The sequence below is a fragment of the Pengzhenrongella phosphoraccumulans genome (assembly GCF_045689905.1).
In the GTDB taxonomy this organism is placed as follows: Bacteria; Actinomycetota; Actinomycetes; order Actinomycetales; family Cellulomonadaceae; genus Pengzhenrongella; species Pengzhenrongella phosphoraccumulans.
The window spans coordinates 790755-812613 of record NZ_CP144210.1; the positions used below are offsets into that span (position 1 = coordinate 790755).

General features: G+C 73.4%; 23 protein-coding genes. 5 read left to right on the forward strand and 18 right to left on the reverse strand.

Annotation, left to right across the window (positions count from 1 at the left end):
* From rnc to VTA80_RS03865, 10 genes are all read right to left on the reverse strand, one after another.
* Positions 1-714, reverse strand: coding sequence for a ribonuclease III (gene rnc, locus VTA80_RS03820; RefSeq protein ID WP_407344087.1), 714 nt, complete (start codon positions 712-714; stop codon positions 1-3).
* A gap of 19 nt (positions 715-733) precedes the next feature.
* Positions 734-928, reverse strand: coding sequence for a 50S ribosomal protein L32 (rpmF, locus tag VTA80_RS03825; protein WP_407344088.1), 195 nt, complete (start codon positions 926-928; stop codon positions 734-736).
* 2 nt (positions 929-930) lie between these two features.
* Positions 931-1509, reverse strand: a complete 579-nt coding sequence (locus tag VTA80_RS03830) for a YceD family protein (RefSeq protein WP_407345675.1) — start codon at positions 1507-1509, stop codon at positions 931-933.
* Between the two features lie 123 nt (positions 1510-1632).
* Positions 1633-2148 (reverse strand): hypothetical protein, encoded by a 516-nt coding sequence (locus VTA80_RS03835; RefSeq protein ID WP_407344089.1) that lies wholly within the window; start codon positions 2146-2148, stop codon positions 1633-1635.
* Positions 2148-2648, reverse strand: coding sequence for a pantetheine-phosphate adenylyltransferase (gene coaD / locus VTA80_RS03840; protein WP_407344090.1), 501 nt, complete (start codon positions 2646-2648; stop codon positions 2148-2150). The genes VTA80_RS03835 and coaD overlap by 1 nt, the downstream gene beginning before the upstream one ends.
* Before the next feature lie 14 nt (positions 2649-2662).
* Positions 2663-3328, reverse strand: a complete 666-nt coding sequence (rsmD, locus tag VTA80_RS03845; RefSeq protein ID WP_407344091.1) for a 16S rRNA (guanine(966)-N(2))-methyltransferase RsmD — start codon at positions 3326-3328, stop codon at positions 2663-2665.
* Positions 3325-4866 carry a DUF6297 family protein gene (locus VTA80_RS03850; protein WP_407345677.1) on the reverse strand — a complete coding sequence of 514 codons (1542 nt, stop codon included), beginning with the start codon at positions 4864-4866 and terminating at the stop codon, positions 3325-3327. The genes rsmD and VTA80_RS03850 overlap by 4 nt, the downstream gene beginning before the upstream one ends.
* A 2-nt stretch (positions 4867-4868) precedes the next feature.
* Positions 4869-5564: an ATP-binding cassette domain-containing protein gene (locus VTA80_RS03855; RefSeq protein WP_407344092.1), complete on the reverse strand. Its 696-nt coding sequence runs from the start codon at positions 5562-5564 to the stop codon at positions 4869-4871.
* A gap of 63 nt (positions 5565-5627) precedes the next feature.
* A complete protein-coding gene (locus VTA80_RS03860) occupies positions 5628-7928 on the reverse strand; it encodes an ATP-dependent DNA helicase RecG (RefSeq protein WP_407344093.1) in 2301 nt (766 codons plus the stop codon).
* 42 nt (positions 7929-7970) lie between these two features.
* A complete protein-coding gene (locus VTA80_RS03865; RefSeq protein ID WP_407344094.1) occupies positions 7971-9623 on the reverse strand; it encodes a DAK2 domain-containing protein in 1653 nt (550 codons plus the stop codon).
* Positions 9624-9818: 195 nt separating this feature from the next.
* Between VTA80_RS03865 and rpmB the strand changes: the two genes are divergently transcribed.
* Positions 9819-10010 carry a 50S ribosomal protein L28 gene (gene rpmB / locus VTA80_RS03870; RefSeq protein WP_130103427.1) on the forward strand — a complete coding sequence of 64 codons (192 nt, stop codon included), beginning with the start codon at positions 9819-9821 and terminating at the stop codon, positions 10008-10010.
* Between the two features lie 171 nt (positions 10011-10181).
* Positions 10182-10706, forward strand: coding sequence for a GNAT family N-acetyltransferase (locus tag VTA80_RS03875; RefSeq protein ID WP_407344095.1), 525 nt, complete (start codon positions 10182-10184; stop codon positions 10704-10706).
* A 24-nt stretch (positions 10707-10730) separates the two neighbouring features.
* Here the strand turns inward: VTA80_RS03875 and VTA80_RS03880 are convergent, their stop codons facing one another.
* A complete protein-coding gene (locus VTA80_RS03880) occupies positions 10731-11738 on the reverse strand; it encodes a thiamine-phosphate kinase (protein ID WP_407344096.1) in 1008 nt (335 codons plus the stop codon).
* A gap of 101 nt (positions 11739-11839) precedes the next feature.
* Between VTA80_RS03880 and VTA80_RS03885 the strand changes: the two genes are divergently transcribed.
* Positions 11840-12325 (forward strand): DUF3515 domain-containing protein, encoded by a 486-nt coding sequence (locus VTA80_RS03885; protein WP_407344097.1) that lies wholly within the window; start codon positions 11840-11842, stop codon positions 12323-12325.
* A 12-nt stretch (positions 12326-12337) separates the two neighbouring features.
* On the opposite strand, the gene VTA80_RS03890 is transcribed toward VTA80_RS03885, so the two are convergent.
* Positions 12338-13534 carry a D-alanine--D-alanine ligase family protein gene (locus VTA80_RS03890; RefSeq protein ID WP_407344098.1) on the reverse strand — a complete coding sequence of 399 codons (1197 nt, stop codon included), beginning with the start codon at positions 13532-13534 and terminating at the stop codon, positions 12338-12340.
* A gap of 77 nt (positions 13535-13611) precedes the next feature.
* Here VTA80_RS03890 and VTA80_RS03895 point away from each other — a divergent pair, with 77 nt between their 5' ends.
* The gene (locus tag VTA80_RS03895; RefSeq protein WP_407344099.1) at positions 13612-14787 is read left to right on the forward strand and encodes a trans-sulfuration enzyme family protein; all 1176 of its coding nucleotides are present in this window, start codon (positions 13612-13614) and stop codon (positions 14785-14787) included.
* A gap of 81 nt (positions 14788-14868) precedes the next feature.
* On the opposite strand, the gene VTA80_RS03900 is transcribed toward VTA80_RS03895, so the two are convergent.
* From VTA80_RS03900 to leuC, 6 genes are all read right to left on the reverse strand, one after another.
* Positions 14869-15867, reverse strand: a complete 999-nt coding sequence (locus VTA80_RS03900; RefSeq protein WP_407345678.1) for an NAD(P)H-dependent glycerol-3-phosphate dehydrogenase — start codon at positions 15865-15867, stop codon at positions 14869-14871.
* A 5-nt stretch (positions 15868-15872) separates the two neighbouring features.
* Positions 15873-16661 (reverse strand): lysophospholipid acyltransferase family protein, encoded by a 789-nt coding sequence (locus VTA80_RS03905; RefSeq protein WP_407344100.1) that lies wholly within the window; start codon positions 16659-16661, stop codon positions 15873-15875.
* 27 nt (positions 16662-16688) lie between these two features.
* Positions 16689-18005, reverse strand: a complete 1317-nt coding sequence (murA, locus tag VTA80_RS03910) for a UDP-N-acetylglucosamine 1-carboxyvinyltransferase (RefSeq protein ID WP_407344101.1) — start codon at positions 18003-18005, stop codon at positions 16689-16691.
* A gap of 96 nt (positions 18006-18101) precedes the next feature.
* Positions 18102-18614, reverse strand: coding sequence for an HU family DNA-binding protein (locus VTA80_RS03915; RefSeq protein WP_407344102.1), 513 nt, complete (start codon positions 18612-18614; stop codon positions 18102-18104).
* Between the two features lie 158 nt (positions 18615-18772).
* On the reverse strand, positions 18773-19411 hold the full coding sequence (gene leuD / locus VTA80_RS03920; protein ID WP_407344103.1) for a 3-isopropylmalate dehydratase small subunit: 639 nt from the start codon (positions 19409-19411) through the stop codon (positions 18773-18775).
* 58 nt (positions 19412-19469) lie between these two features.
* A complete protein-coding gene (gene leuC / locus VTA80_RS03925; RefSeq protein ID WP_407344104.1) occupies positions 19470-20936 on the reverse strand; it encodes a 3-isopropylmalate dehydratase large subunit in 1467 nt (488 codons plus the stop codon).
* Between the two features lie 99 nt (positions 20937-21035).
* Here leuC and VTA80_RS03930 point away from each other — a divergent pair, with 99 nt between their 5' ends.
* Positions 21036-21755: an IclR family transcriptional regulator gene (locus tag VTA80_RS03930; RefSeq protein WP_407344105.1), complete on the forward strand. Its 720-nt coding sequence runs from the start codon at positions 21036-21038 to the stop codon at positions 21753-21755.
* Positions 21756-21859: the final 104 nt, after the last annotated feature.

Sequence of the window (21859 nt, forward strand, 5' to 3'; positions counted from 1 at the left end):
TCAGGCCCCGTCGACGCCGGCCCGCAGGGTGCCGTACGCGTTCGCGGCGGCCTCCTGCTCGGCGACCTTCTTGGCGGGTCCGGTGCCGATCCCGCGCACCACACCGCCCACGATCGCCCGCGCGGTGAACGAACGGACGTGGTCCGGGCCGGTGCCGTCGACCTCGTAGACGGGCCCGCCGAGGCCGAGCTCGGCCGCGAGCTCCTGCAGCGACGTCTTCCAGTCGAGGCCCGCACCGAGATCGGCGGCGATGTCGAGCGTCGGGTCGACGAGCCGCTCCACGAGGATCCGGGCGGCCTCGAGACCGTGCGACAGGTAGACGGCGCCGAAGACGGCCTCCATCGTGTCGGCCAGGATCGAGTCCTTGTCCCGCCCGCCCGTCGACAGCTCACCCTTGCCGAGCAGCACGTAGGCGCCCAGGCCGAGCTTGCGGGCGATGGCGGACAATGCACGCTGCGACACCGAGGCCGCGCGCATCTTCGCGAGGTCGCCCTCGGACTGCCCCGGGTGACGGCGGTACAGCGCCTCGGTGACGACCAGGCCGAGCACGGTGTCCCCGAGGAACTCGAGGCGCTCGTTGGTCGGGATACCGCCCGCCTCGTGCGCGAACGACCGGTGGGTCAGCGCAAGCACAAGAAGCTCGGGGTCCAGGTGGACCCCGAGCTTCTCGATGAGCTGGTCGGCCGAGGCAGCGGTCACGTCACCTGTCTGCATCGGCACCACGATGGCTTCGTCAGCCCGCGTGCTCGGTGCGCATGGCCTCGGCGTACTGGCGGCCGTTGTAGTTGCCGCACGTCGGGCAAGCGATGTGGGGACGGGTGTTGCCCTTGCACTGGGTGCAGGTGGTGAGCGTCGTGGCAGTGGCCTTCCACTGCGACCGACGCGCACGGGTGTTGCTGCGCGACATCTTGCGCTTCGGAACAGCCACGGCTAGCTCTCTTTCGTCTCGTCTTGCGTTCCCTGGAGCCGGTTGAGCGCGGCCCACCGAGGGTCAAGGATCTCATGCGAATGGTCCGGGTCCTCCGCCAGGTGCGCTCCACACTCGGAGCACAACCCTGGGCAGTCTCGCCGGCACAACGGTCGGAACGGTAGCGCAGGCACCACCGCATCTCGCAACGCGGGCTCGAAGTCGATCAGATCGCCATCAAGCTCACGCACGCCCTCGAGGTCGTCCCCTTCCGCTTCCGCGATCCGGGCACGTTCTGAGTAGGCGTACAGCTCCGTCAGAGGCACGTCGACATCGTCGACGACCTCGTCCAGGCAGCGCACGCACTCCCCGACCGCCCGGCCGCGAATGCTACCGGTGACGAGGACCCCCTCCATCACGGACTCGAGCCGAAGTTCCAGCTCAAGCTCCGAACCGGCGGGGATGCCGATCATGTCGGTGCCGAGGTCTTCCGGTGCCGGAACCGTGAGCTGCAGCTGACGCATCGATCCGGCTCGTCGCCCGAGCTCATGGGTATCGAGCACGAGCGGTGATCGGGGATCGAGGTGAGTCGGTTGCTCCACGGCGGTTCCAGACAAGGTTAGACGTTCGGCCCGTGCAAGACCTGCAGGGCCAACGGAGGATGTTACCCGGTTGCGGGTGCCCGCCCAAACGCGCGGTGCTTTCAGCGCTGGCTTTCCGTGCTCTCAGCGCACCGGCTCGGCCCCGCCGAGCCGCCCGGCAAGCTTGGCGCGGCCCGCCTGGACCTGGGCGAGCACCTTGCCGAGATCGATCTCGAAGTCGGCCAGCCGGCGGTCGCAGTAGTCGTCGGCGTCCCGGCGCAGCCCCTCGGCGACCCCTTCGGCGTCGGCGAGGATCTGGCGGGCCCGCTCCTCCGCGGCCACCGTGACGTGCTCGGCGTCCACCAGGGCGGCGGCACGGGTCCGGGCGTCCACGAGGATCAGGTCCGCCTCGGCCTGCGCGAGACCCCGCGCCGCGTCGGCGTCCGCGAGGAGCTCGTCGGCCCGGCTCAGCTGGGTCGGCAGCACGTCGCGCGCCTGCTCCAGGAGGTCGAGAAGCTCGGCGCGGTTGACCAGGACCGACGACGACATCGGCATGGCGCGCGCGTGGATCACCGCATCCGCGAGCGCGTCGAGGATGCCGGTCAACCCCTCGGGCTGGGTTCGGTCGAACTCGCCGTCGACGGCGTCGTTGTCGGTCATCAGTTGCTCCCTCCGGGCGTCGGGCCCAGGCCCAGCGCCGCCAGCACGACCGCCTCGACGCCGTCCGGCACGAGGTCCGTGATCGACCCGCCGTGGCGGGCGACATCTTTGACCAGCGAGGACGCGATGTGTCCGAGCGCGGGGTCGCCCACGACGAACACGGTCTCGACACCCGTCTGGTGGCGGTTCATCAGCGCCATCGGCAGCTCGTGGTCGAAGTCCGCACCGCCCCGCAGCCCCTTGACCACCGCGACGGCCCCGATCTCGAGGCAGAAGTCGGTCAGCAGCCCGGCGACGAGCTCGACCCGGACCCCGTCGATCCCCGCGAGGGCCGTGCGCGCCAGCTCGAGGCGCACCTCGGCAGGCAGGAGCGCCTGCTTGGTCGAGTTGTGCGCGACGCCGACGACGACCTCGCCGAACAGGGCACGGGCCCGCCGGACCACATCGAGATGCCCGAGAGTGACGGGATCGAAGGACCCGGGGCAGACGGCGATGGTCACCTCGCCAGGGTAGTTCAGGCGGACCACGGAGCCGATGATCCCGACCCGTGCGTCGCGGCACCGGAATCGGGCGCGGGCTCGGGCGCGGGCTCGGGCTCGGGCTCGGGCTCGGGCTCGGGCTCGACGGGCGAGGCGAACCAGACCACGGTGTCGCCGTAGGTGCGGCGGTCGGAGCGCTCGAGCCCCGCGGGCCAGCGCGGCTCCGGGCTGCGCGAGGACCTTTCGACGACGACGACGGCGTCCGCGGAGAGCGTCAGAGCGGGTCCGCCGAGCAGGGACGCGAGCACCCCGGCCAGGTCATCCTCCGTGAGCTCGTACGGCGGGTCGAGGAAGACGAGGTCCCACGGCGCGGCCACCGGCCGTTGGACGAACTTCTCGACGCGCTCGGTGACCACCCGCACCCCGGCCAGAGCGAGCTCGGTCACGTTGCGCCGGCAGACCTCGGCCGCCGGCCGGGCGGACTCGACGAGCGTCACGGCGGCCGCACCGCGGCTGGCCGACTCGAGCCCGAGCGCCCCCGAGCCGGCGTACAGATCCAGCACGGACGCGCCGTCGACCACCCCGAGGTGGTCGAGCCGCGAGAAGAGCGCCTCGCGCACGCGGTCGCTCGTGGGGCGCGTCCCCACCGGGGGGACCCGCAACGTCCGGCCACCGACCGTCCCGGCCACGATCCTGGTCATGCGTGGATGCTCGGACGGCTCTTGATGTGGGCGCCGACCGCGTACGCGATCGCCGACGTCACGACCTGGGCGATCAGGAGCGGCGGGGTGACGAAGCCGAGCACGATCGCGATGAGCACGGGTACGAGGCCGAGGATCACCGTGTCCGGGCCCCGCGCGAGGACCCCGCCGACCCCGACCGGCAACGCCCCGGCCGCCGTCGAGACGAGCGGGCCGGACCAGTCCGGCGAGGGGCGGTAGGCCGAGCGCACCGCGGCACCGGCCCACACGGGCGTCGAAAGCACCGCCAGGGCGAGCCAGCTGCTCAGGTCGCCCTCGAGGCGAGCGACGGCCGCGAACGCCGCCAGCGACCACAGGAGCATGACGGCCGCCGGCACGATCATGCGGAGCTTGCGCACCCGCGCGGCCGCCAGCGGCAGCAGCCGGTCGAGGATCGGCGCCATCTCGGCGCGGCGAGCGCCTTCCGCCGTCGCGACCATGGCGATGTACCCGGAGATGACGAAGGCGGCCGCCAGCACGCCGGCGTTCGCGATCTGGTGGACCCCGACGACGACGGCGGGCACGCAGGCCGCCGCGATCACCTGCACCACGTGCCGGGGCGAGCGACGCAGCACCGCGAGGTCCGCCGCCACGAGCGCCGTCGACGGCGTGGTCACCCAGGCGAAGCGTGAGACGCGCCGACGACGGGTGGGGGCCGCGCCGTCGGTCAGCGCCCGGCCGAGCTCCCGGGAGTCGAGCGAGACCATGGCGCCGACGGCCTGGCTCGCGACCGACCCGCTGTCGCGCAGGTCCCGGGCGGGGATCCGCGCGAGCCGCCGGTCGAGGAAGACCGCCGCAGCGACCACCAGCCCCAGCAGGACGGGCACGACCCACGGCGCGGGGGCGGGGACCTCGTTCAGCTGCCAACCCGCGAACGCACCGACGAGGGCGAGCACCGGGACGAGGCCGAGCAGCACGTTGCCGGCCGTGGCGATGCGCCGGCGGACCGCTCCGAGCGACTGGCCGACGCCGGCGAGCAGCACCAGGGCCGCCGCGCCGAACCCACCGATGGCCGCGACGCTCAGGACGCGCCCCGGCGACACCGCCGTCTGCGTCCGCAGGCCGATGTCCATCAGCGTGAGCAGGACGGCGCTCACCACGCCGGCGAGCAGGGGCAGCCGGACAGCCACGGGACGCAGCAGCCCGCGCCGGTCGATCGGGAGCGCGAGCCACCACGTCGCCTCCGCGCCACCGACCCCGACCGGGCCGAGCCGGCCGGCCAGCGAGAGCAGCACCCCGACGAATCCCAGGACGGCGAGCGCGGCGAGGCTGGGCAGGCTCAGGTCGGGTCCGGGCGGCGGCACGGCCGAGACGGGCGGCAGCGCGTCGCGCATCGTGTTGACTACGCCGAGCGCCATGCCGATGCCGATCGCGGACGTGATGAAGGCGTAGTAGACATCCCCGAGCAGCTCACCGATGCCGGCGCCGCCACGCGTGCGCGCGGTCACCGCCGTGAACCGGCGGATCTCCCGGCCGGAGGGGATCCGCGCGCTGGGCATGGTCACCGGGACGGCTCGGCGCGGATCGCGCGGGCCGCGTCGGCGACGCTGAGCCGCACCGACTGGTCGTCGGCGACGAGGACAGCCCGGTGAGCCACGGCCTCGAGCAGCTCGGGGTCGTGCGTGGCGAGCAGGACGGACCCGCCCGCGGCGGTCTCGGCGCGCAGCCGCTCCGCGAGGGCCGCCCGCATCCGCTGGTCGAGGCGCTGCTCGGGCTCGTCGAGCACGAGCAGCTGGCGGGGACGGACGAACCCGGCAGCGAGCAGCAGGCGGCGGCGCTGGCCGGACGACAGCGCGACGGGCAGCACGCCCGCGTGGTCGGTGAGGCCGAAGTCCTCGAGCAGCTCCGCGACGACGGTCCCGGGATCGACCACGCCGTGACCGCGCGCGGTCAGCAGCAGGTGCTCGGACACCGTGAGCGCGGGGAAGTACGCGTCGTCGTCCAGCACGCTCGACACCTGCGCCCGGAACGTCTCTTCGCGCTCGTCGACGTCCCGCCCGAGCACCTGGAGCACCCCGCTGACGGGTTCGAGCAGCCCGAGCACGGCCCGCAGGACGGTCGACTTGCCCGAGCCGTTCGCGCCGACCAGGGCGAGCGCACGACCGGCGCCGAGCGTGAACGAAACGGGCGCACAGACGGGTTCACCGCCGTAGCTGAGGACGAGCTCGTTCACACGGATGACGGGGGTGGCGGCCACGCGGTCAGCCTACGCACGCGACCGACCGGGTCGAGCACGCTCCCCCGCCCCGCGAAACGGCGCTCAGGACCGGTCGAGGTACTCCTCGCGCTCACCCGCGAGCTGCTGCTCGATCGCGGCCCGCAGCGCCGGGAACCGTTCGAGGGTCGGGTCCGCGTCGACGACGGCGGTCGCCTCGGTCCGGGCCTGCGCGATCAGGTCGGCGTCCCGGGTGACGCGGAGCAGCCGGAGCGAGCTGAGCCGACCCGACTGGGCCGCACCGAGCACGTCGCCCTCGCGCCGCAGCTCGAGGTCGACCGCCGCCAGGACGAACCCGTCGGTCGTCTCCTCGAGCGTGCGCAGGCGCGTCGCGGACGGGCTCCCCGGGCCGCTCTCCACCGCTCCCGACACGAGCAGGCACAGCCCGGGGGCGCTCCCCCGCCCGACCCGACCGCGCAGCTGGTGCAGCTGGGAGATGCCGAACCGATCGGCGTCGAGCACGACCATGCCGGTGGCCTCGGCGATGTCGACCCCGACCTCGATGACCGTGGTCGCGACGAGGACCTGGATCTGCCCGGCGGCGAACTGCGCCATCGTGCGCTCCTTGTCGTCGGCCGTCATGCGGCCGTGCAGCACGCCGATGTCGACCCCCGCGAGCGCCGGCAGCGCCCGGAGCTCGTCGACGACCTCGAGCACCGCGCGCAGCGGACGCCGCTGGCCGACGTCGTCCGCGAGGTCGAGATCGAGCGCGAGCAGGTCGGCGCCGTCGTCGTCCATCGAGGCTTTCGCGGTGCGGGCCGCAGCGGCCGGGGCCGCGGGGTCGTCGGGGTCGATGCGCGGGCACACCACGAAGACGCGGTGGAACCCGTCGACCTCCTCCCGCACGCGCCGCCAGGTGCGGTCCATCCAGGCGGGGTTGTCCGCCTGCACGACGTGCGTGGTGACCCCGCTGCGGCCCGCCGGCACCTCGGTCAGCGTCGACGTCTCGAGGTCGCCGAACACCGTCATCGCGACCGTGCGCGGGATCGGGGTGGCCGTCATCACCAGCAGGTGCGGCGTGCGGCTCGCCTTGGCGCGCAGCGTGTCGCGCTGCTCGACGCCGAACCGGTGCTGCTCGTCGACCACCACGAGACCGAGGTCGGCGAACTGGACGTTCTCGCTGAGCAGCGCGTGCGTCCCGACGATGATGCCGGCGCGGCCGCTCGCGGCGTCGAGCAGGTTCTCGCGGCGCGCCGCCGCCCCCTGCGACCCCGTGAGCAGCGCGACCCGCGTGGCCCGGTCGTCGCCCCCGAGGAAACCCCCGTCGGCGAGCGGCCCCAGGAGCCCGCGCAGGGTCCGGGTGTGCTGCGCGGCGAGCACCTCGGTCGGGGCCATGAGGGCCGCCTGCCCCCCGGCGTCGACCACCTGGAGCATCGCCCGCAGCGCGACGACGGTCTTGCCCGAGCCGACCTCCCCCTGGAGCAGGCGCTGCATCGGTGCGGGCTCCGCGAGCTCGGCCGCCAGCTCGGCGCCGACCTCGCGCTGACCGTTGGTCAGGGTGAACGGCAGCTTGGCGTCGAAGTCGTCCAGGAGCCCGCCCGCGAGCCGCGGACGCGCGGTGGCCTCCTGGCCGGCCGCCTCCGCACGGCGGCGCGCGAGGGCCGCCTGGAGCACGAACGCCTCCTCGTACTTCAGCCGGCCCAGCCCCCGGCGCGCCTGGGCGTCGTCGAACGGCTCGTGCACGTCGTGCAGCGCCTGGTGCAGGGTGGGCAGCGCGAGCCGGGTCCGCAGCTCCTCGGGGATCGGGTCGGGGACGTCGGCCAGGCCGAGCGGGTCGAGCACGGTGCGCACGCTGGCGTGGATGCGCCACGACGCGATCGCGGCGCTCGCGGGGTAGATCGGGATGGGACGCCCCGCCTCGATCATCGCCTCGGCCTCGTCCTGCACGTCGACGCCGATGATCTGGTAGTCGGGGTGGGTCAGCTGACGGGTGCCCTGGTACGCCCCGACGACGCCCGTGAACAGCCCCACCCGTCCGGCCCGGAGCTTGTTCTCGTGCCCATGGAGGGCACCCTTGTGCTTCGCGAAGAACGTCAGGTTGAGCGTGCGCGTGCCGTCCGTCACGACCGCCTGGAGCATCGCCCCGCCGCGCGAACGCATTTCGCGGACCGTGGCCTGGCGGACCTGCGCCATCACCGTCACGTGCTCGCCGATCTCGAGGCTCGACAGGTCCGTGAGCTTGCCCGGCTCGGAGTAGCGCCGCGGGTAGTGCCGCAGCAGGTCGCCCGTCGTGTGCAGCCCCAGCTTGACCAGCGCGCCGGCGGTGCGGGTGCCGAGCACCTTGGTCAGGGGCTCGGCCAACCGGTCGACCGGACCGCGGACGACGTCACCCAGCTCGACGGTCATCGCCGGCCCCTCCCCGTTGTCCGATCGCTCATCATCCGCCCATCACTCGAGCGCCATCGCCACGACCGGCCGCGCCTGGCCGCCGTCGAGCACGACGACCTCGAGCGCCGGGTACGTGCCGGCCAGGTGCCCGAGGAGCGCCTCCATCACGCCGTCCCGGGCGTCGGCGCCTCGCAGCAGCGTGAGCACCTCGCCGCCCGACGCGAGCAGCTCGTCGGCCACCGTGAGCGCCGCGGCGCCGTCGACCACCTCGTCGTCGACCGCCCCGAGCTCCGCCGTGCGCACGTCTCCGACAGCCCGGCGGATGGCGTCCAGCTCGACCCCGATGTCCGCCGCGGGGGCACCGTCGGCCGCACCGCGCGGTGCCGACCGCCGCGCGACGACCGCCGCCAGCCCGGCCACGACCCGCATGTCGTCGACCGCGTCGAACACCTGCACGCGAGCCTTCGCGAGGCCGGCGGCGGCCAGCGCGGCGGTGCACGCCTGCGGTGAGCCGGGGAGCACCGCGACCCGCGCCGCACCGGTGTCCACGACCGCGCGCAACACGCTCGACGCGGTCACGGGCGCACCGGTGAGCACCATCACGACGGCACCCGTGCGGGCGAGCGAGCGGACGAGACCGGGCGCACGCGTCCCGACCACGAGCCCGAGCGGACCGGCGTCAGCCGACGCGGGCTCGATGGGCTCGGGCCTCGCGCGGCCGGCGAGCTCGTCCGCGGCGTGCGGCCGAAGCTGGCGGACCGTGATCTGCCGCTGGACCCCCAACGCGCCCGCGACGACGGCGGCGGCGGGGTCGTCGGTGTGGACGTGCGCCTGCCAGACTCCCCCGCCACCCACGACCGCCACGGACTCCCCGAGCACCTGCAGGCGGCGGCTGAGCTCGGGTGCCAGGTCCGCGACGTCCGACTCGACCACGAACATCACCTCGAACTCGCCGTGCCGCGCGGGCTCTGCCCCCCGACCTGAATCCGGCTCTGCTCCCGGGCTCGCCACCGGCTCGACCCCCGGGCCCGCCACCGGGCCGACCGGCTCCACCCGGGCCCGGGCCGCGATCGGCACGGCCCCCGGGGCGGGGCGACCCGTGACGATCACGACCAGAGCCTCGAGGATGACGACCAGTCCCGTGGCGCCCGCGTCGAGGACCCCGGCGGCGCGCAGGACGGCCAGCTCGTCCGGGGTGCGCAGGAGCGCCGCGCGAGCACCGCCGAGCGCGGCCACCGCGGTCGCGGCGAGGTCGCCGCCTGCGTCAGCCACCGCCGCAGCGGCGACGGCCGACGCCGACGCCGCGCTGAGGATCGTGCCCTCGACCGGGCACGCGACCGAGACCCGTGCCGCTGCCTGCGCGACGTCGAGCGCCCGGGCGAGCCCGACGCCGTCGGGCACCCCCAGCTCGAACCCCTGCGCCAGGCCGAGCAGGAACTGGCTCGCGATGACGCCGGAGTTCCCCCGGGCCCCGAGGAGCGCGCCCCGCGCGAAGGACCGCGTCGCCTCGAGCGCCGTGGCCTGCGGGGCGTCGACGACCTCCTGCGCCCCCGCGGCGATCGTCAGGTGGAGGTTGGTGCCCGTGTCCGCATCGGCCACCGGGAAGACGTTCAGGGCGTCGATCGGGCCACGAACGGCCTCGAGGGCCTCCGCCGCGCCCACCGCCCAGGCTGCGATCGCCCCACCATCCAGTCGCTCCACGTGCGTCCGCATCCCTTCGTCCGTCCCACGGCCCCGCCCACACGATGCCTCATGCCACCCTCATTTGGGTGACTGGCCGTCATCGGCTAGTCTTGCCAGGTTGTCCGGCCGAGCCCGGGCACATGCGGAGCGACCTTCGGGTATGCACTGCACACCCCGACCATTCCTCGCCGCTCTGCGCGGCGTGCACGACGATCAGGAGAGACCGTGGCTGCCAACTGCGAAGTCTGCGGCAAGGGCCCGAGCTTCGGGCACAGCATCTCGCACTCGCACGTCCGGACGAAGCGTCGCTGGAACCCGAACATCCAGCGCGTTCGCGCCGTGGTGGCCGGTGCTCCCAAGCGCCTCTACGTGTGCACCTCGTGCCTCAAGGCCAACAAGGTCGTCCGGCACGTCTGAGCTGTACCGCACCGAGCTGTAACCAAGAACTGAGTTGTTACCAAGACCCGTGGGCTAACCCCACGGGTTTTGTGCGTCCTCGGCAGGGTTTCTGGTGCGCCCTGCGCAGGTTCCGGCAGGTCGGCCAAGAATTGTGCTGCGAGCCGAGGGCCCGGATGGCAAGGTGTACTCATGGTTGAGACCCTCGGCGAAGTAGACATCCGGCCCGCCGAGGTACCGGACGCACCGGAGATATCCCGCGTCCACACCGCCTCCTGGAAGGAGGCCTACGCCGGCATCGTCTCGGCCGACTACCTTGCGTCGCTGGACCCGAAGAACCGCGAGTCCATGTGGACCGAGCACCTGCGCAACGGCCCCCGCGACGGGGTGCGCACCTGGGTCGCCTGGACCGGGCCGGGCGCTCTCGGCTTCGCCTCGATCGGCCCGAGCCGCGACGAGGACGCCGCGCGCAACGAGCAGGAGATCTACTCCATGTATCTCGACCCGGGCATGTGGGGCCAGGGGGTCGCTCGCGACCTGCTGCGCACCGTGCTCGGGGAGGTCCGGCCCCCGGCGCCCGTCTCGCTCTGGGTGCTCGCGGACAGCGAGCGGGGCCGGCACTTCTACCGGCGCCACGGCTTCTCCCCGGACGGCACAGAACGCCTGCGCGAGGTGGGCGACCAGGAGCTGCTCGAGGTGCGGTACCGCCGACCCTGAGCTCGGCCCGGAGCACGCGCCGGCTCAGCGCGCGAAGTGGTCCCAACCGGGCGACGCCGTCTGCGGTGCGCGACCGCCGACCAGCACGTGCGGCCCCTGGGGCGCGCCCGGCCGGACGACGCCCACCGCGCGGAACGGTGCCGGGAGCGCCACGCCGGGGGGGAACGTCGCCAGCAGGCCGTGGTCCTCCCCGCCCGCGAGCACCCACTCCTCAGCGCTCGCGCCGAGCACGGCGGCGGCGTCCGCGAGGACCGCGAGATCCGCGGCGAACGCCCGCGTGACCGGATCGAGGTCGAGCACCACGCCGCTCGCCCGGGCGACCCGGCCGGCATCGCGCAGCAGACCGTCGGACAGGTCGAGCATCGAGGTCGCGCCGGCCAGGCCCGCCACGACCCCGGCGGCCAGCGGCGGGTCGGGGCGCAGATACGCGCGCACGAGCTCGGGGGCCACCTCGGGCCGGCCGGCCTCCAGGAGCGCCAGCCCGGCTGCCGACCACCCCCGCACCCCCGCATGCCCGACGACGTCGCCGGGTCGGGCTCCCGAGCGCAGCACCGGCGCGCGCCCCGCGAGATCCCCGTGCACCGTGACCGTCACGACGATGAGGTCTCCGCCGGACAGGTCGCCGCCGACGACCCCGACGCCGTGCGGCTCGCACGCCGCCGCCAGGCCTCGGGCCAGTCCGGTCACCCACTGGACCGGGAGGTCCGCCGGGGCGACGACGGTGACCACGAGCGACGTCGGGCGCGCACCCATGGCCGCGATGTCGGCGAGGTTCTGCATCGCCGCACGCCAGCCGACGTCGTACCCGGTCGACCAGTCTCGCCGGAAATGGCGACCCTCGACGAGGACGTCGGTCGAGACGACCATCCGGCCGTCCGGGACGTCGACCACGGCGGCGTCGTCGCCGGGTCCGAGCAGCGTCGCCGAGCCCCGCGGGAGCAGCGGGAAGATCAAGGCGAGCAGCTCGTCCTCGGTCACGTCGGCGACGGTCCGGTCGGCCGGCTGGGGCGGGGTGGGTTCGGCGCGGGTCACGGCCGCCAACCTACCGACGCTGCGCGCGGGCTCGTGCCGGACCACCTGCGGGGCAGCGGCGGGTGGACGCCCGGACGGCGGCGGCGGGCTACCGTGACACCGTGCCCCGGACGATGCGTCTCAGCGCTCTCGCTCTCCTCACGGTGGCGACCGCGGCCGCGTGCTCGTCGGCCGTGTCCGTGCCGGTCGCGGCGCACGCCGCCGATCCCGTGTGCGCGGACGTGGTGCTGGCGCTGCCGGCCGAGCTCGCCACGTACCCGCGCCTGCGCACCACGAGCCAGGCCACGACCGCGTGGGGCGAGTCCGCCAGCCCGATCGTGCTGCGGTGCGGGGTCGAGCCACCGCCCCCGACGACCGACAAGTGCGTCACCGCGACGGACGCCGCCGGCACGTCCGTCGACTGGATCGCGATCGAGGGCACCGCCGGCGCGGACGGGGGCGCAACCTGGACGTTCACGACCTACGGCCGCGAGCCCGCGATCGAGGTCACGGTCCCCCCGGCGGTCACCAAGGACAGCTCGACGTCGTTCCTGGTCGACCTGGGCCCTGCGGTCGCCACGACCGCGAAGCTTCGCTCCTGCCTCTGAGGAGGCCGAGGGCTAGCGGAGACCGATACGCCGGGTCAGGGCCAGCTGGAGGAGCTCGTCGATCAGGTCGGGGTACGCGATGCCCGACTCCTGCCACATGCGGGGGTACATCGAGAACGGGGTGAACCCGGGCATCGTGTTGATCTCGTTGACGATCACGTCCTGGTCCGCGGTCACGAAGACGTCCACGCGCGCGAGGCCCTCGCAGCCCACGGCCTCGAACGTGCGCACGGCCAGGTCCCGGACGACCTCGATCACGTCGGCGGGAAGGTCCGCGGGGCAGGTCAGCACGACCGACCGCTCGTCGAGGTACTTCGCCTCGAAGTCGTAGAACCCGTGCTCGCTGCTCGTCACCACGATCTCGCCGGGCTGCGAGGCACGCGCGCGCTCGCCCTCCCGGGCACCCAGGACAGCGCACTCGATCTCGCGACCGACGACGCCGACCTCGACGATCACCTTGGGGTCGTGCCGCTGCGCCTCGGTGATCGCCGCGGGCAGCTCGTCGAGCGAGCTCACCTTGGAGATCCCCAGGCTCGAGCCGGCCCGCGCGGGCTTGACGAAGACAGGCAGCCCGAGGGCCGCGATGGTCTCGGTCCAGACGGCGGGACTGCGCTCGAAGTCCCCGGGGTGCAGCACCACGAACGGTGCGACCGGGATCCCCTGGGCTGCGAGCACGAGCTTCATGAAGTGCTTGTCCATGCCGACGGCGGACGCGAGCACGCCCGCGCCGACGTACCGCAGGTCGACGAGCTCGAGCATGCCCTGGACCGTGCCGTCCTCGCCGAACGGGCCGTGCAGCAGCGGGAAGACGACGTCGACCCGGCCGATGGCCACGGGAAGGCTGTCCGGCGCGATGACCTGCAGGCCGCGCGCGTCGGTCGACTGCGGCAGCAGCACGTGCGCCGGACCGTCCTGCACCTCGGGCAACCGACCGTCCACGATCGACCAGAGGTCGGGGTCGTCCTCGACCAGCACCCACTTCCCGGCGGGGGTGATGCCGACCGCGACGACGTCGTACTTCGCCCGGTCGATCGCCCGCAGCACGCCGCCCGCGGTCGCGCAGCTGATCGCGTGCTCGCCGGACCGGCCACCGAACAGCAGCAGGACCCGGGGACGCGCCGAAGGGTCGGCGAGCCAGGCCGCGATCGGGGGCTGTGACGAACCAGCACCGGTGGGGTCGGTGGTCTCGGGCTGCGGCGTGGTCTCCATCGCGCCCGACCTTACCGGTGCTGACCGGGCGACCCGCACCGGGCAACCAGCCCGCACCGGGCGACTAGCCTGCACGGGTGCGCGCACCCATCGGGCCCGAGGGCCAAGAACACGAGCTCTCCCCCGCCACCGTCGCCGTGGCCGCCGGACGTCCCGGGCGCGTTCCCGGCGGCCCCGTGAACCCACCCGTCGTGCTGTCGTCGACGTATGTCTCGGCCGGTCCCCCGGCGCCCGGCGACCTGCTCTACGCGCGCGCCGGGACCGAGACCTGGGTGCCGTTCGAGCGGGCCCTCGCCGACCTCGAGCACGCCGACCAGCCCGCGCTGGTGTTTGCCTCGGGCATGGCCGCGATCGCCGCCGCGATGTCCCTGGTGCCGCACGGAGGCCGGCTGGTCGTCCCGCAGCACGCCTACCAGGTCACGCTCGGGTTCGCGGACGACCTCGCGGCCCGAGCCGGGGTCGAGGTGGTCCGGGTCGACATCGCGGACACCGCCGCCGTGCTCGCCGCCGTGGCCGGCCCGGTGCCCGCCTCCCTCCTGTGGGTCGAGTCCCCCACGAACCCGATGCTCGAGATCGCCGACACGCCCGCCCTCGTGGCCGGGGCGCACGCCGCCGGCGTACCGGTCGCGGTGGACAACACCTTCGCCACCCCGCTGGGCCAGCAACCGCTCACCTGGGGTGCGGACGTCGTCGTGCACTCGGTCACGAAGTACCTCGCGGGGCACTCCGACGTCGTGCTCGGGGCCGTCGTCGTGAACGACGCCGACCTGCACGCGCGGTTCCACGCCTACCGGACCCTGCACGGCTCGATCGCCGGGCCGTGGGAGGTGTGGCTCGCGCTGCGGGGACTGCGCACGCTTGCGCTCCGGGTGGGGCGCTCGCAGGACACGGCTGCAGAGCTCGCGCGCCGCCTCGCCGCGCACCCCCGGGTCGCGCAGGTGCGTCACCCGAGCCTGCCGTCCGACCCCGGGCACGCACGCGCGGCCCGGCTCATGACGGGGTTCGGCTCGATCATCGGGCTGCGGCCGGTCGGCGGGGTCGCCGCGGCCGACGCCGTCGTGGCGGCCCTCCAGCTCTGGGTCCCGGCGACCAGCCTGGGCGGTGTCGAGTCGAGCCTCGAGCGCCGTCGCCGCTTCGCCACGGAGGCGGTGACCGTGCCCGAGGACCTGCTGCGCCTGTCGGTCGGCATCGAGGACGTGGACGACCTCTGGGCGGACCTCTCGCTGGCCCTGTCGAACCTGCCCGAGGCCTGAGTTCGCTGGTTCGGGCCGAGCTCGCCCGTCCAGACCGGCGGACTCGCCCCGAACCAGCGAACTGAACCGCTGCGCTGCGGGTTAGACGCCCTCCGCCTTGCGGGGGCGCGCCAGGAGGAGGGGCGCGAGGTCTTCGACCGGGAAGCCCTCGTGCAGGACGCCGACGACGGCGGCCGTGATCGGCATCTCGACCCCCACCGACGCCGCGAGCTCGAGCACGGACCGCGACGACTTGACGCCCTCGGCCGTTCCCCCGGTCGCGGCGATCGCCTCGTCCAAGGTCATGCCCTGACCGATCCGCACGCCCAACGAGTGGTTCCGGGACAGCGGCGACGCGCAGGTCGCCATGAGGTCACCCATCCCGGCCAGGCCGGGGAACGTCTCGGCATCGGCCCCGAGCGCGAGTCCGAGCCGCGTGATCTCGACCAGCCCGCGCGTGATGATCGTCGCGCGCGTGTTGTAGCCCAGGCCGCGACCCTGCGCGATCCCGACCGCGAGGGCGATGACGTTCTTCACCGCCCCGCACAGCTCCACACCCACGACGTCGGTGTTCGTGTACGGCCGGAACGCCGCGGACGAGCAGGCGCGCGCCACAAGCTGAGCCGTCTCCTCGCTCACCGAGGCGACGACGGTCGCCGTCGGCTGACGCTCCGCGATCTCGCGGGCGAGGTTCGGCCCGGACACGACCGCGACCCGGTCCGCCGGCAGCCCGAGGGCCTCGGCGACGACCTGGCTCATGCGCTGGTCGGTGCTGAGCTCGACGCCCTTCATCAGCGAGACGGCCACGCAGCCGGGCGGCACGAGGGCCCGCAGGGTCTCGAGGGTCGCGCGCGCGCTCTGGGAGGGGATCGCGATCACCACCAGGTCGGCGCCGGCCAGCACGGTCGCCGCGTCGGTCGACGCCGTGATCCCGGTGGGCAGCGTGATCCCCGGCAGGTAGGCGTGGTTGCGGTGCTCCGCCTCGATCTCGGCGCACACCACGGGATTGCGACCCCAGAGGGCGACGTCGCAGCCGGCGTCGGCCAGGACGGTCGCGAAGGTGGTGCCCCAGGCGCCCGTCCCCAGGACGGCGGCACGCAGAGCGGTCACGCCGGTCCCTCGACCGGGTCCTGGGGGTCCTCGGGGGCGGCGGGACGGTCGGGGGTCGTCGGCGTGGCGGTCCCGCGGTCCGGGAAGCGCGGGTCGTACCGGACCGCCGGGGCGCGCTCGCCCCGAATCTCCTCGAGCAGCCCGGTGATCGCCGCGAGCACGCGCTCGGTCGCCTCGCGCAGGGTCGCGCTGTCCATCGGCAGGTCGTACAGGTCGCTCAGGTCCACCGGCGGACCTGCCACGATCGTGACGCGCTTGGGCGGGAACGGCTTGAGCAGCTTCTTGTACCGGCCCAGCAGGTCCTGCGGCCCCCACTGCGCGGCCGGGATCACGGGCACGCGCGTCGTGAGCGCGAGCCGCGCCACCCCGGTCTTGCCGACCATCGGCCACAGGTCGGGCTCGCGCGTCAGCGTCCCCTCGGGGAAGACCGCGACGCACTCACCGCCCTCGAGCGCCTGGACGGCCGACTGCAACGACTTGCGCGCGTCGGAGGTCCCCCGGAAGACCGGGATCTGCCCGGTCGCCCGCAGCACCGGGCCGAGCACCGGCACCGAGAACAGCGACGCCTTGGCCAGGATGCGGGGGGCATAGCCGTTGTCGTAGAGGTAGTGCGCGAACGTGAGCGGGTCCACCTCGGTCATGTGGTTCGCCGCGGCGATGAAGCCGCCACTGACCGGGAGGTGCTCGGTGCCGCGCCAGTCCCGCTTGGTCATGGCCAGCATGAACGGCCGGATCAGGCGGGCGACGTTGCGGTAGGCGCGGTTGGATCGCTGCGGTGCGGGCACGGTCTGGGATGCTACCCGCGGAGCGCCTCAGGTCCGGCTGAACTCGGCCCCGAGCGAGGTCAGCTTGTCCGTGAAGTGCTCGTAGCCCCGGTCGATCAGGCCGATGCCCTTGACCGTCGAGGTGCCCTTCGCGGCGAGGGCCGCGATGAGGTGGCTGAACCCGCCGCGCAGGTCCGGCACTTCGATCTCGGCGGCCGCGAGCGGCGTCGGGCCCGACACGACGGCCGAGTGGTAGAAGTTGCGCTGGCCGAACCGGCACGGCCGCCCGCCCAGGCACTCCTTGTAGACCTGGATGGTCGCGCCCATCCCCACGAGGGCCTCGGTGAACCCGAACCGGTTCTCGTAGACCGTCTCGTGCACGATCGACAGGCCCTTGGCCTGCGTGAGCGCGACGACGAGCGGCTGCTGCCAGTCGGTCATGAAGCCGGGGTGCACGTCGGTCTCGAGCACGATCGGGTTGAGGTCGCCACCCGGGTGGTAGAACCGGATGCCGTCGTCGTCGACGTCGAACTCGCCCCCGACCTTGCGGAACGTGTTGAGGAACGCCGTCATCTCCGGCTGGCTCGCGCCGCGCACGTAGATGTCGCCCTGCGTGGCCAGCGCAGCCGACGCCCAGGACGCGGCCTCGATGCGGTCCGCGAGCGCGGTGTGCGTGAAGCCGCGCAGGCGTTCGACGCCCTCGATGCGGATCACGCGGTCGGTGTCGACCGAGATGATCGCGCCCATCTTCTGCAGCACGTTGATGAGATCCATGATCTCGGGCTCGATCGCCGCGTTCGAGAGCTCCGTGATGCCCTCGGCACGCACCGCGGTCAGCAGCAGCTGCTCGGTGGCGCCGACGCTCGGGTACGGGAGCGCGATCTTGGTGCCCTGCAGGCCGAACGGGGCGGTGATGTGGATGCCCTGCTCACGCTTCTCCACCACGGCGCCGAACTGCCGCAGGATGTCGAGGTGATAGTTGATCGGCCGGTCGCCGATGCGGCAGCCGCCGAGGTCGGGGATGAACGCCTCGCCGAGCCGGTGCAGCAGCGGCCCGCAGAACAGGATCGGGATCCGGCTCGACCCCGCGTGCGCATCGATGTCCGCCACGTGGGCCGACTCGACGTTGCTCGGGTCGAGGTGCAGGGTGCCGGCGTGGTCGTCCCACTTCACCTGGACCCCGTGCAGCTCGAGCAGCCCTGTGACCACGCCGACGTCGCGGATCTGAGGGACGTTGCGCAGCAGGCTCGGGCCGTCGCCGAGGAGCGAGGCGACCATGGCCTTGGACACGAAGTTCTTGGCACCGCGAACGGTGATCTCGCCCGCGAGGGGCGTGCCGCCGTTGACGTAGAGCAGGTCTGTCATGACCCCATCGTTACTCACGCAGAGCACTCCTCCCTACCGACACGGCGCGGGGACGAGTTCCCGGCCCGAAACCTGCACACGTCTTTGCAGGTCGGACTACTTCTTCTTCTTCTTGCCCGACGACGCCTTCGCGGACTTCGTCGAGCCCGACTTCTTCGCGGACTTCGAGCCCTTCGCGCTCTTGGCCGATGTGGTCGCAGGCGCCGACTTCGCAGCGGCGACCTTGTCCTTGACCTTCACGGGCGCCTTGGCGGGCGCCTTGGCGGGCGCCTTGGGGGTCGCGGTGCGCGTCGTCGTGCCCGACGACGCCGCGGCGCGGGGTCGCGCTGCGGGCGCGGGCCCGGAGACGGCCGCGCGCAGGCTCGAGCCGGCGTGGAACCGGGGGGCAGCAGCGGCCGGGATCTCGATCGCGGTCCCGGTGCGGGGGTTGCGTCCGATCCGGGCCGGTCGCTCGACCCGCTCGAACGTGCCGAACCCCGTCAGGGTGACGCGTTCCCCCGAGGCCACCGCGTGCGTGATCTCGTCCAGGACGGCATCGAGCGCGGCGACGGCCGCCCCCTTGCTCCCCAGTCGGCCTTCGAGCAGCGTGACCATCTCGGTCTTGTTCAAGGGACACCTCCCGGTCGGGTGCGCCCCGAGCGAGGGTTCGCCGCGTCGCGCGGCTCCCACGGTAGGGCGAACCGCAGGTCAGGTCCACACGACGCGCCCAGGACCGGCGTCGCGTGCACCGGCCGCCGCTCGGCCCACCCCGCGGGCGAGGCCGCAGGTCAGCGCACCGGGCGGGCGGCCTCGATGTCCACCGGCGGCAGGTGCTTGGCCGGCAGGGTGCGCGGGCGCCAGTCGGCGCGCGTCGCCTCGAAGGCGGTGATCTCGTCGGCGTGGTTGAGCGTCAGGCCGATGTCGTCCAGGCCCTCCATGAGGCGCCAGCGGGTGTAGTCGTCGATCTGGAACGGCACCACGACGTCGTCGCACGTGACCGTGCGGGACTCCAGGTCCACGGTCACCTCGGTGCCCGGCCGCGTCTCGAGGATCTTCCAGATGAGCTCGATGTCCTGCGGATCGCACGTCGCGGCGAGCAGCCCCTGCTTGCCCGAGTTGCCCCGGAAGATGTCGGCGAACCGGGCGGAGATCACGGCGCGGAACCCGTAGTCCTTGAGCGCCCAGACGGCGTGCTCACGAGACGAGCCGGTGCCGAAATCCGGACCGGCGACCAGCACCGACCCGCTCGCGTAGGCGCTCTGGTTGAGCACGAACTCGGGATCGCTGCGCCACGCGGCGAACAGCGCGTCCTCGAAGCCGGTCCGCGTGACCCGCTTGAGGTACACCGCGGGGATGATTTGGTCGGTGTCGACGTTGCTCCGGCGCAGCGGAACGCCGACGCCGGTGTGCTGACTGAACTTCTCCATGGTGCGCGTCCTTCGGTTGTGCGTCGCGTGAGCAGCCTGCGGGTCCGAGCGAGGTGGGTCAGGCCGGCGAGAAGTCCCGCACCGGGGCACCGGACCCGGCGCCCGCGGGCCGACCGGCGTCGTCGGTCAGGTCCGCGAGCGACGACAGCGTGCCGCGGATCGCCGTGGCGGCCGCGACCAGCGGGGAGACGAGGTGCGTGCGTCCGCCCTTGCCCTGCCGACCTTCGAAGTTGCGGTTGGAGGTCGACGCGGAGCGCTCGCCCGGGGCCAGCTGGTCCGGGTTCATGCCGAGGCACATCGAGCACCCGGCGTTGCGCCACTCGGCGCCGAAGTCGAGGAAGATCCGGTCGAGGCCCTCGGCCTCCGCCTGAAGCCGCACGCGGGCCGAGCCCGGCACGACGAGCACGCGCAGCGAGTCCGCCTTGTGCCGCCCCTCGACGACGGCGGCCACGGCCCGAAGGTCCTCGATCCGGCCGTTGGTGCACGAGCCGATGAAGACCGTGTCGACGGCGATGTCCCGCAGCGGCGTGCCCGGGGTCAGCGCCATGTACTCGATGGCGCGCTCGGCCGTGGCCCGGTCGCCGGCGTCGGCGATCTGCTCCGGCACGGGCACGTTCGCGGAGAGCGGCAGCCCCTGGCCGGGGTTCGTGCCCCACGTGACGAAGGGCTCGAGGGCTCCGGCGTCGAGCACGACCTCGGCGTCGAAGACCGCGTCGTCGTCGCTCTTGAGGGTGCTCCAGTAGGCGACGGCCTCGTCCCAGTCGGCCCCCTGCGGCGCGTGCGGTCGGCCCTGGAGGTACTCGGCGGTCGTGGCGTCGGGCGCGATCATGCCGGCGCGCGCGCCGGCCTCGATCGACATGTTGCAGATCGTCATCCGGGCTTCCATCGACAGCGCGCGGATCGCCTCGCCGCGGTACTCCAGGACGTAGCCCTGCCCACCGCCGGTCCCGATCTTCGCGATCACCGCGAGGATGATGTCCTTGGCCGTCGTGCCCGGACGGAGCGCGCCGTTGATCGTCACCGCCATCGTCTTGAACGGGTTCAGCGGCAGCGTCTGGGTCGCGAGCACGTGCTCGACCTCGCTGGTCCCGATGCCGAAGGCCAGCGCGCCGAACGCGCCGTGCGTCGAGGTGTGCGAGTCGCCGCACACGACCGTCAGCCCGGGCATCGTCAGACCGAGCTGGGGGCCGACGACGTGCACGATGCCCTGGTCCGCGTCCCCGAGGGAGTGCAGCCGGATGCCGAACTCGACGGCGTTGTTGCGCAGGGTCTGGATCTGCGTGCGGCTGGTCAGGTCGGCGATGGGCCGGTCGATGTCGAGCGTCGGGGTGTTGTGGTCCTCGGTCGCGATCGTCAGGTCCGGGCGCCGCACCGGGCGACCGGCCAGCCGCAGGCCCTCGAACGCCTGGGGGCTCGTGACCTCATGGACGAGGTGCAGGTCGATGTAGAGCAGGTCCGGCGCTCCGTCGCTGCCGCGGCGCACGATGTGCGCATCCCAGACCTTCTCCGCAAGCGTGCCGCCCATGTCGTTCGTCCTTTCGTCATCGCCCGATGCCAGGTGCCGCGAGGGCCCCTTTCGGGTCGGAGATTTGCGTCTCAGCCTTCGAGACTGCAGTATCGACCTATGGACAACTCTAGCGGAGTCGGCGTCCTGGACAAGGCAGCCTCGGTTCTCAGTGCCCTCGAGGCCGGCCCGGCCACCTTGGCACAGCTGGTCGCCGCCACCCACCTCGCCCGACCGACGGCCCATCGACTCGCCGTCGCCCTCGAACATCACCGCCTGGTCGCACGCGACATGCAGGGTCGTTTCGTGCTCGGACCACGCCTCGCGGAGCTCTCCACGGCAGCAGGCGAGGACCGCCTGCTCGCCGCTGCGGGCCCCGTCCTGACCGCCCTGCGCGACCATACCGGCGAGAGCGCCCAGCTCTACCGGCGCCAGGGCGACCAGCGCATCTGCGTGGCCGCTGCGGAGCGTCCGATCGGCCTGCGCGACTCGATCCCGGTCGGCGCCGCGCTGTCGATGCAGGCCGGCTCGGGGGCGCAGATCCTGCTCGCCTGGGAGGAGCCGGACCGGCTCCACCGCGGCCTGCAGGGGGCGGCGTTCACCGCGACCATCCTGTCGGGCGTCCGACGGCGCGGCTGGGCCCAGTCGGTCTCGGAGCGCGAGGCGGGTGTCGCCTCGGTGTCGGCACCCGTGCGCGGACCGTCGGGGCGGATCGTCGCCGCGGTGTCGGTCTCCGGACCGGTCGAGCGGCTGAGCCGCCAGCCCGGTCGGCTCCACGCGGCCGCGGTGGTCTCCGCGGCCAACCGCCTGACCGAGGTCCTGCGCCGCACCGGCGAATAACGAATTTCCCTCACCCGCCCGCCCCGTCCGATCGATTCTCGGTGAACTCGCGCGCACTTTCGGTGCGCCCGTTCTTCCGACGATCAGGCGGGGCGGTCGGCTGC

Coding starts and splice junctions, on each gene's coding strand:
- VTA80_RS03890 (WP_407344098.1), bottom strand. CDS start 13,534: ATGGAGACCACGCCGCAGCCCGAGACCACCGACCCCACCGGTGCTGGT.
- murA (WP_407344101.1), bottom strand. CDS start 18,005: ATGACAGACCTGCTCTACGTCAACGGCGGCACGCCCCTCGCGGGCGAG.
- VTA80_RS03865 (WP_407344094.1), bottom strand. CDS start 9,623: ATGCGGACGCACGTGGAGCGACTGGATGGTGGGGCGATCGCAGCCTGG.
- rsmD (WP_407344091.1), bottom strand. CDS start 3,328: ATGACCAGGATCGTGGCCGGGACGGTCGGTGGCCGGACGTTGCGGGTC.
- VTA80_RS03850 (WP_407345677.1), bottom strand. CDS start 4,866: ATGCCCAGCGCGCGGATCCCCTCCGGCCGGGAGATCCGCCGGTTCACG.
- VTA80_RS03835 (WP_407344089.1), bottom strand. CDS start 2,148: ATGACCGACAACGACGCCGTCGACGGCGAGTTCGACCGAACCCAGCCC.
- rnc (WP_407344087.1), bottom strand. CDS start 714: ATGCAGACAGGTGACGTGACCGCTGCCTCGGCCGACCAGCTCATCGAG.
- VTA80_RS03930 (WP_407344105.1), top strand. CDS start 21,036: ATGGACAACTCTAGCGGAGTCGGCGTCCTGGACAAGGCAGCCTCGGTT.
- VTA80_RS03875 (WP_407344095.1), top strand. CDS start 10,182: ATGGTTGAGACCCTCGGCGAAGTAGACATCCGGCCCGCCGAGGTACCG.
- leuD (WP_407344103.1), bottom strand. CDS start 19,411: ATGGAGAAGTTCAGTCAGCACACCGGCGTCGGCGTTCCGCTGCGCCGG.
- leuC (WP_407344104.1), bottom strand. CDS start 20,936: ATGGGCGGCACGCTTGCGGAGAAGGTCTGGGATGCGCACATCGTGCGC.
- VTA80_RS03860 (WP_407344093.1), bottom strand. CDS start 7,928: ATGACCGTCGAGCTGGGTGACGTCGTCCGCGGTCCGGTCGACCGGTTG.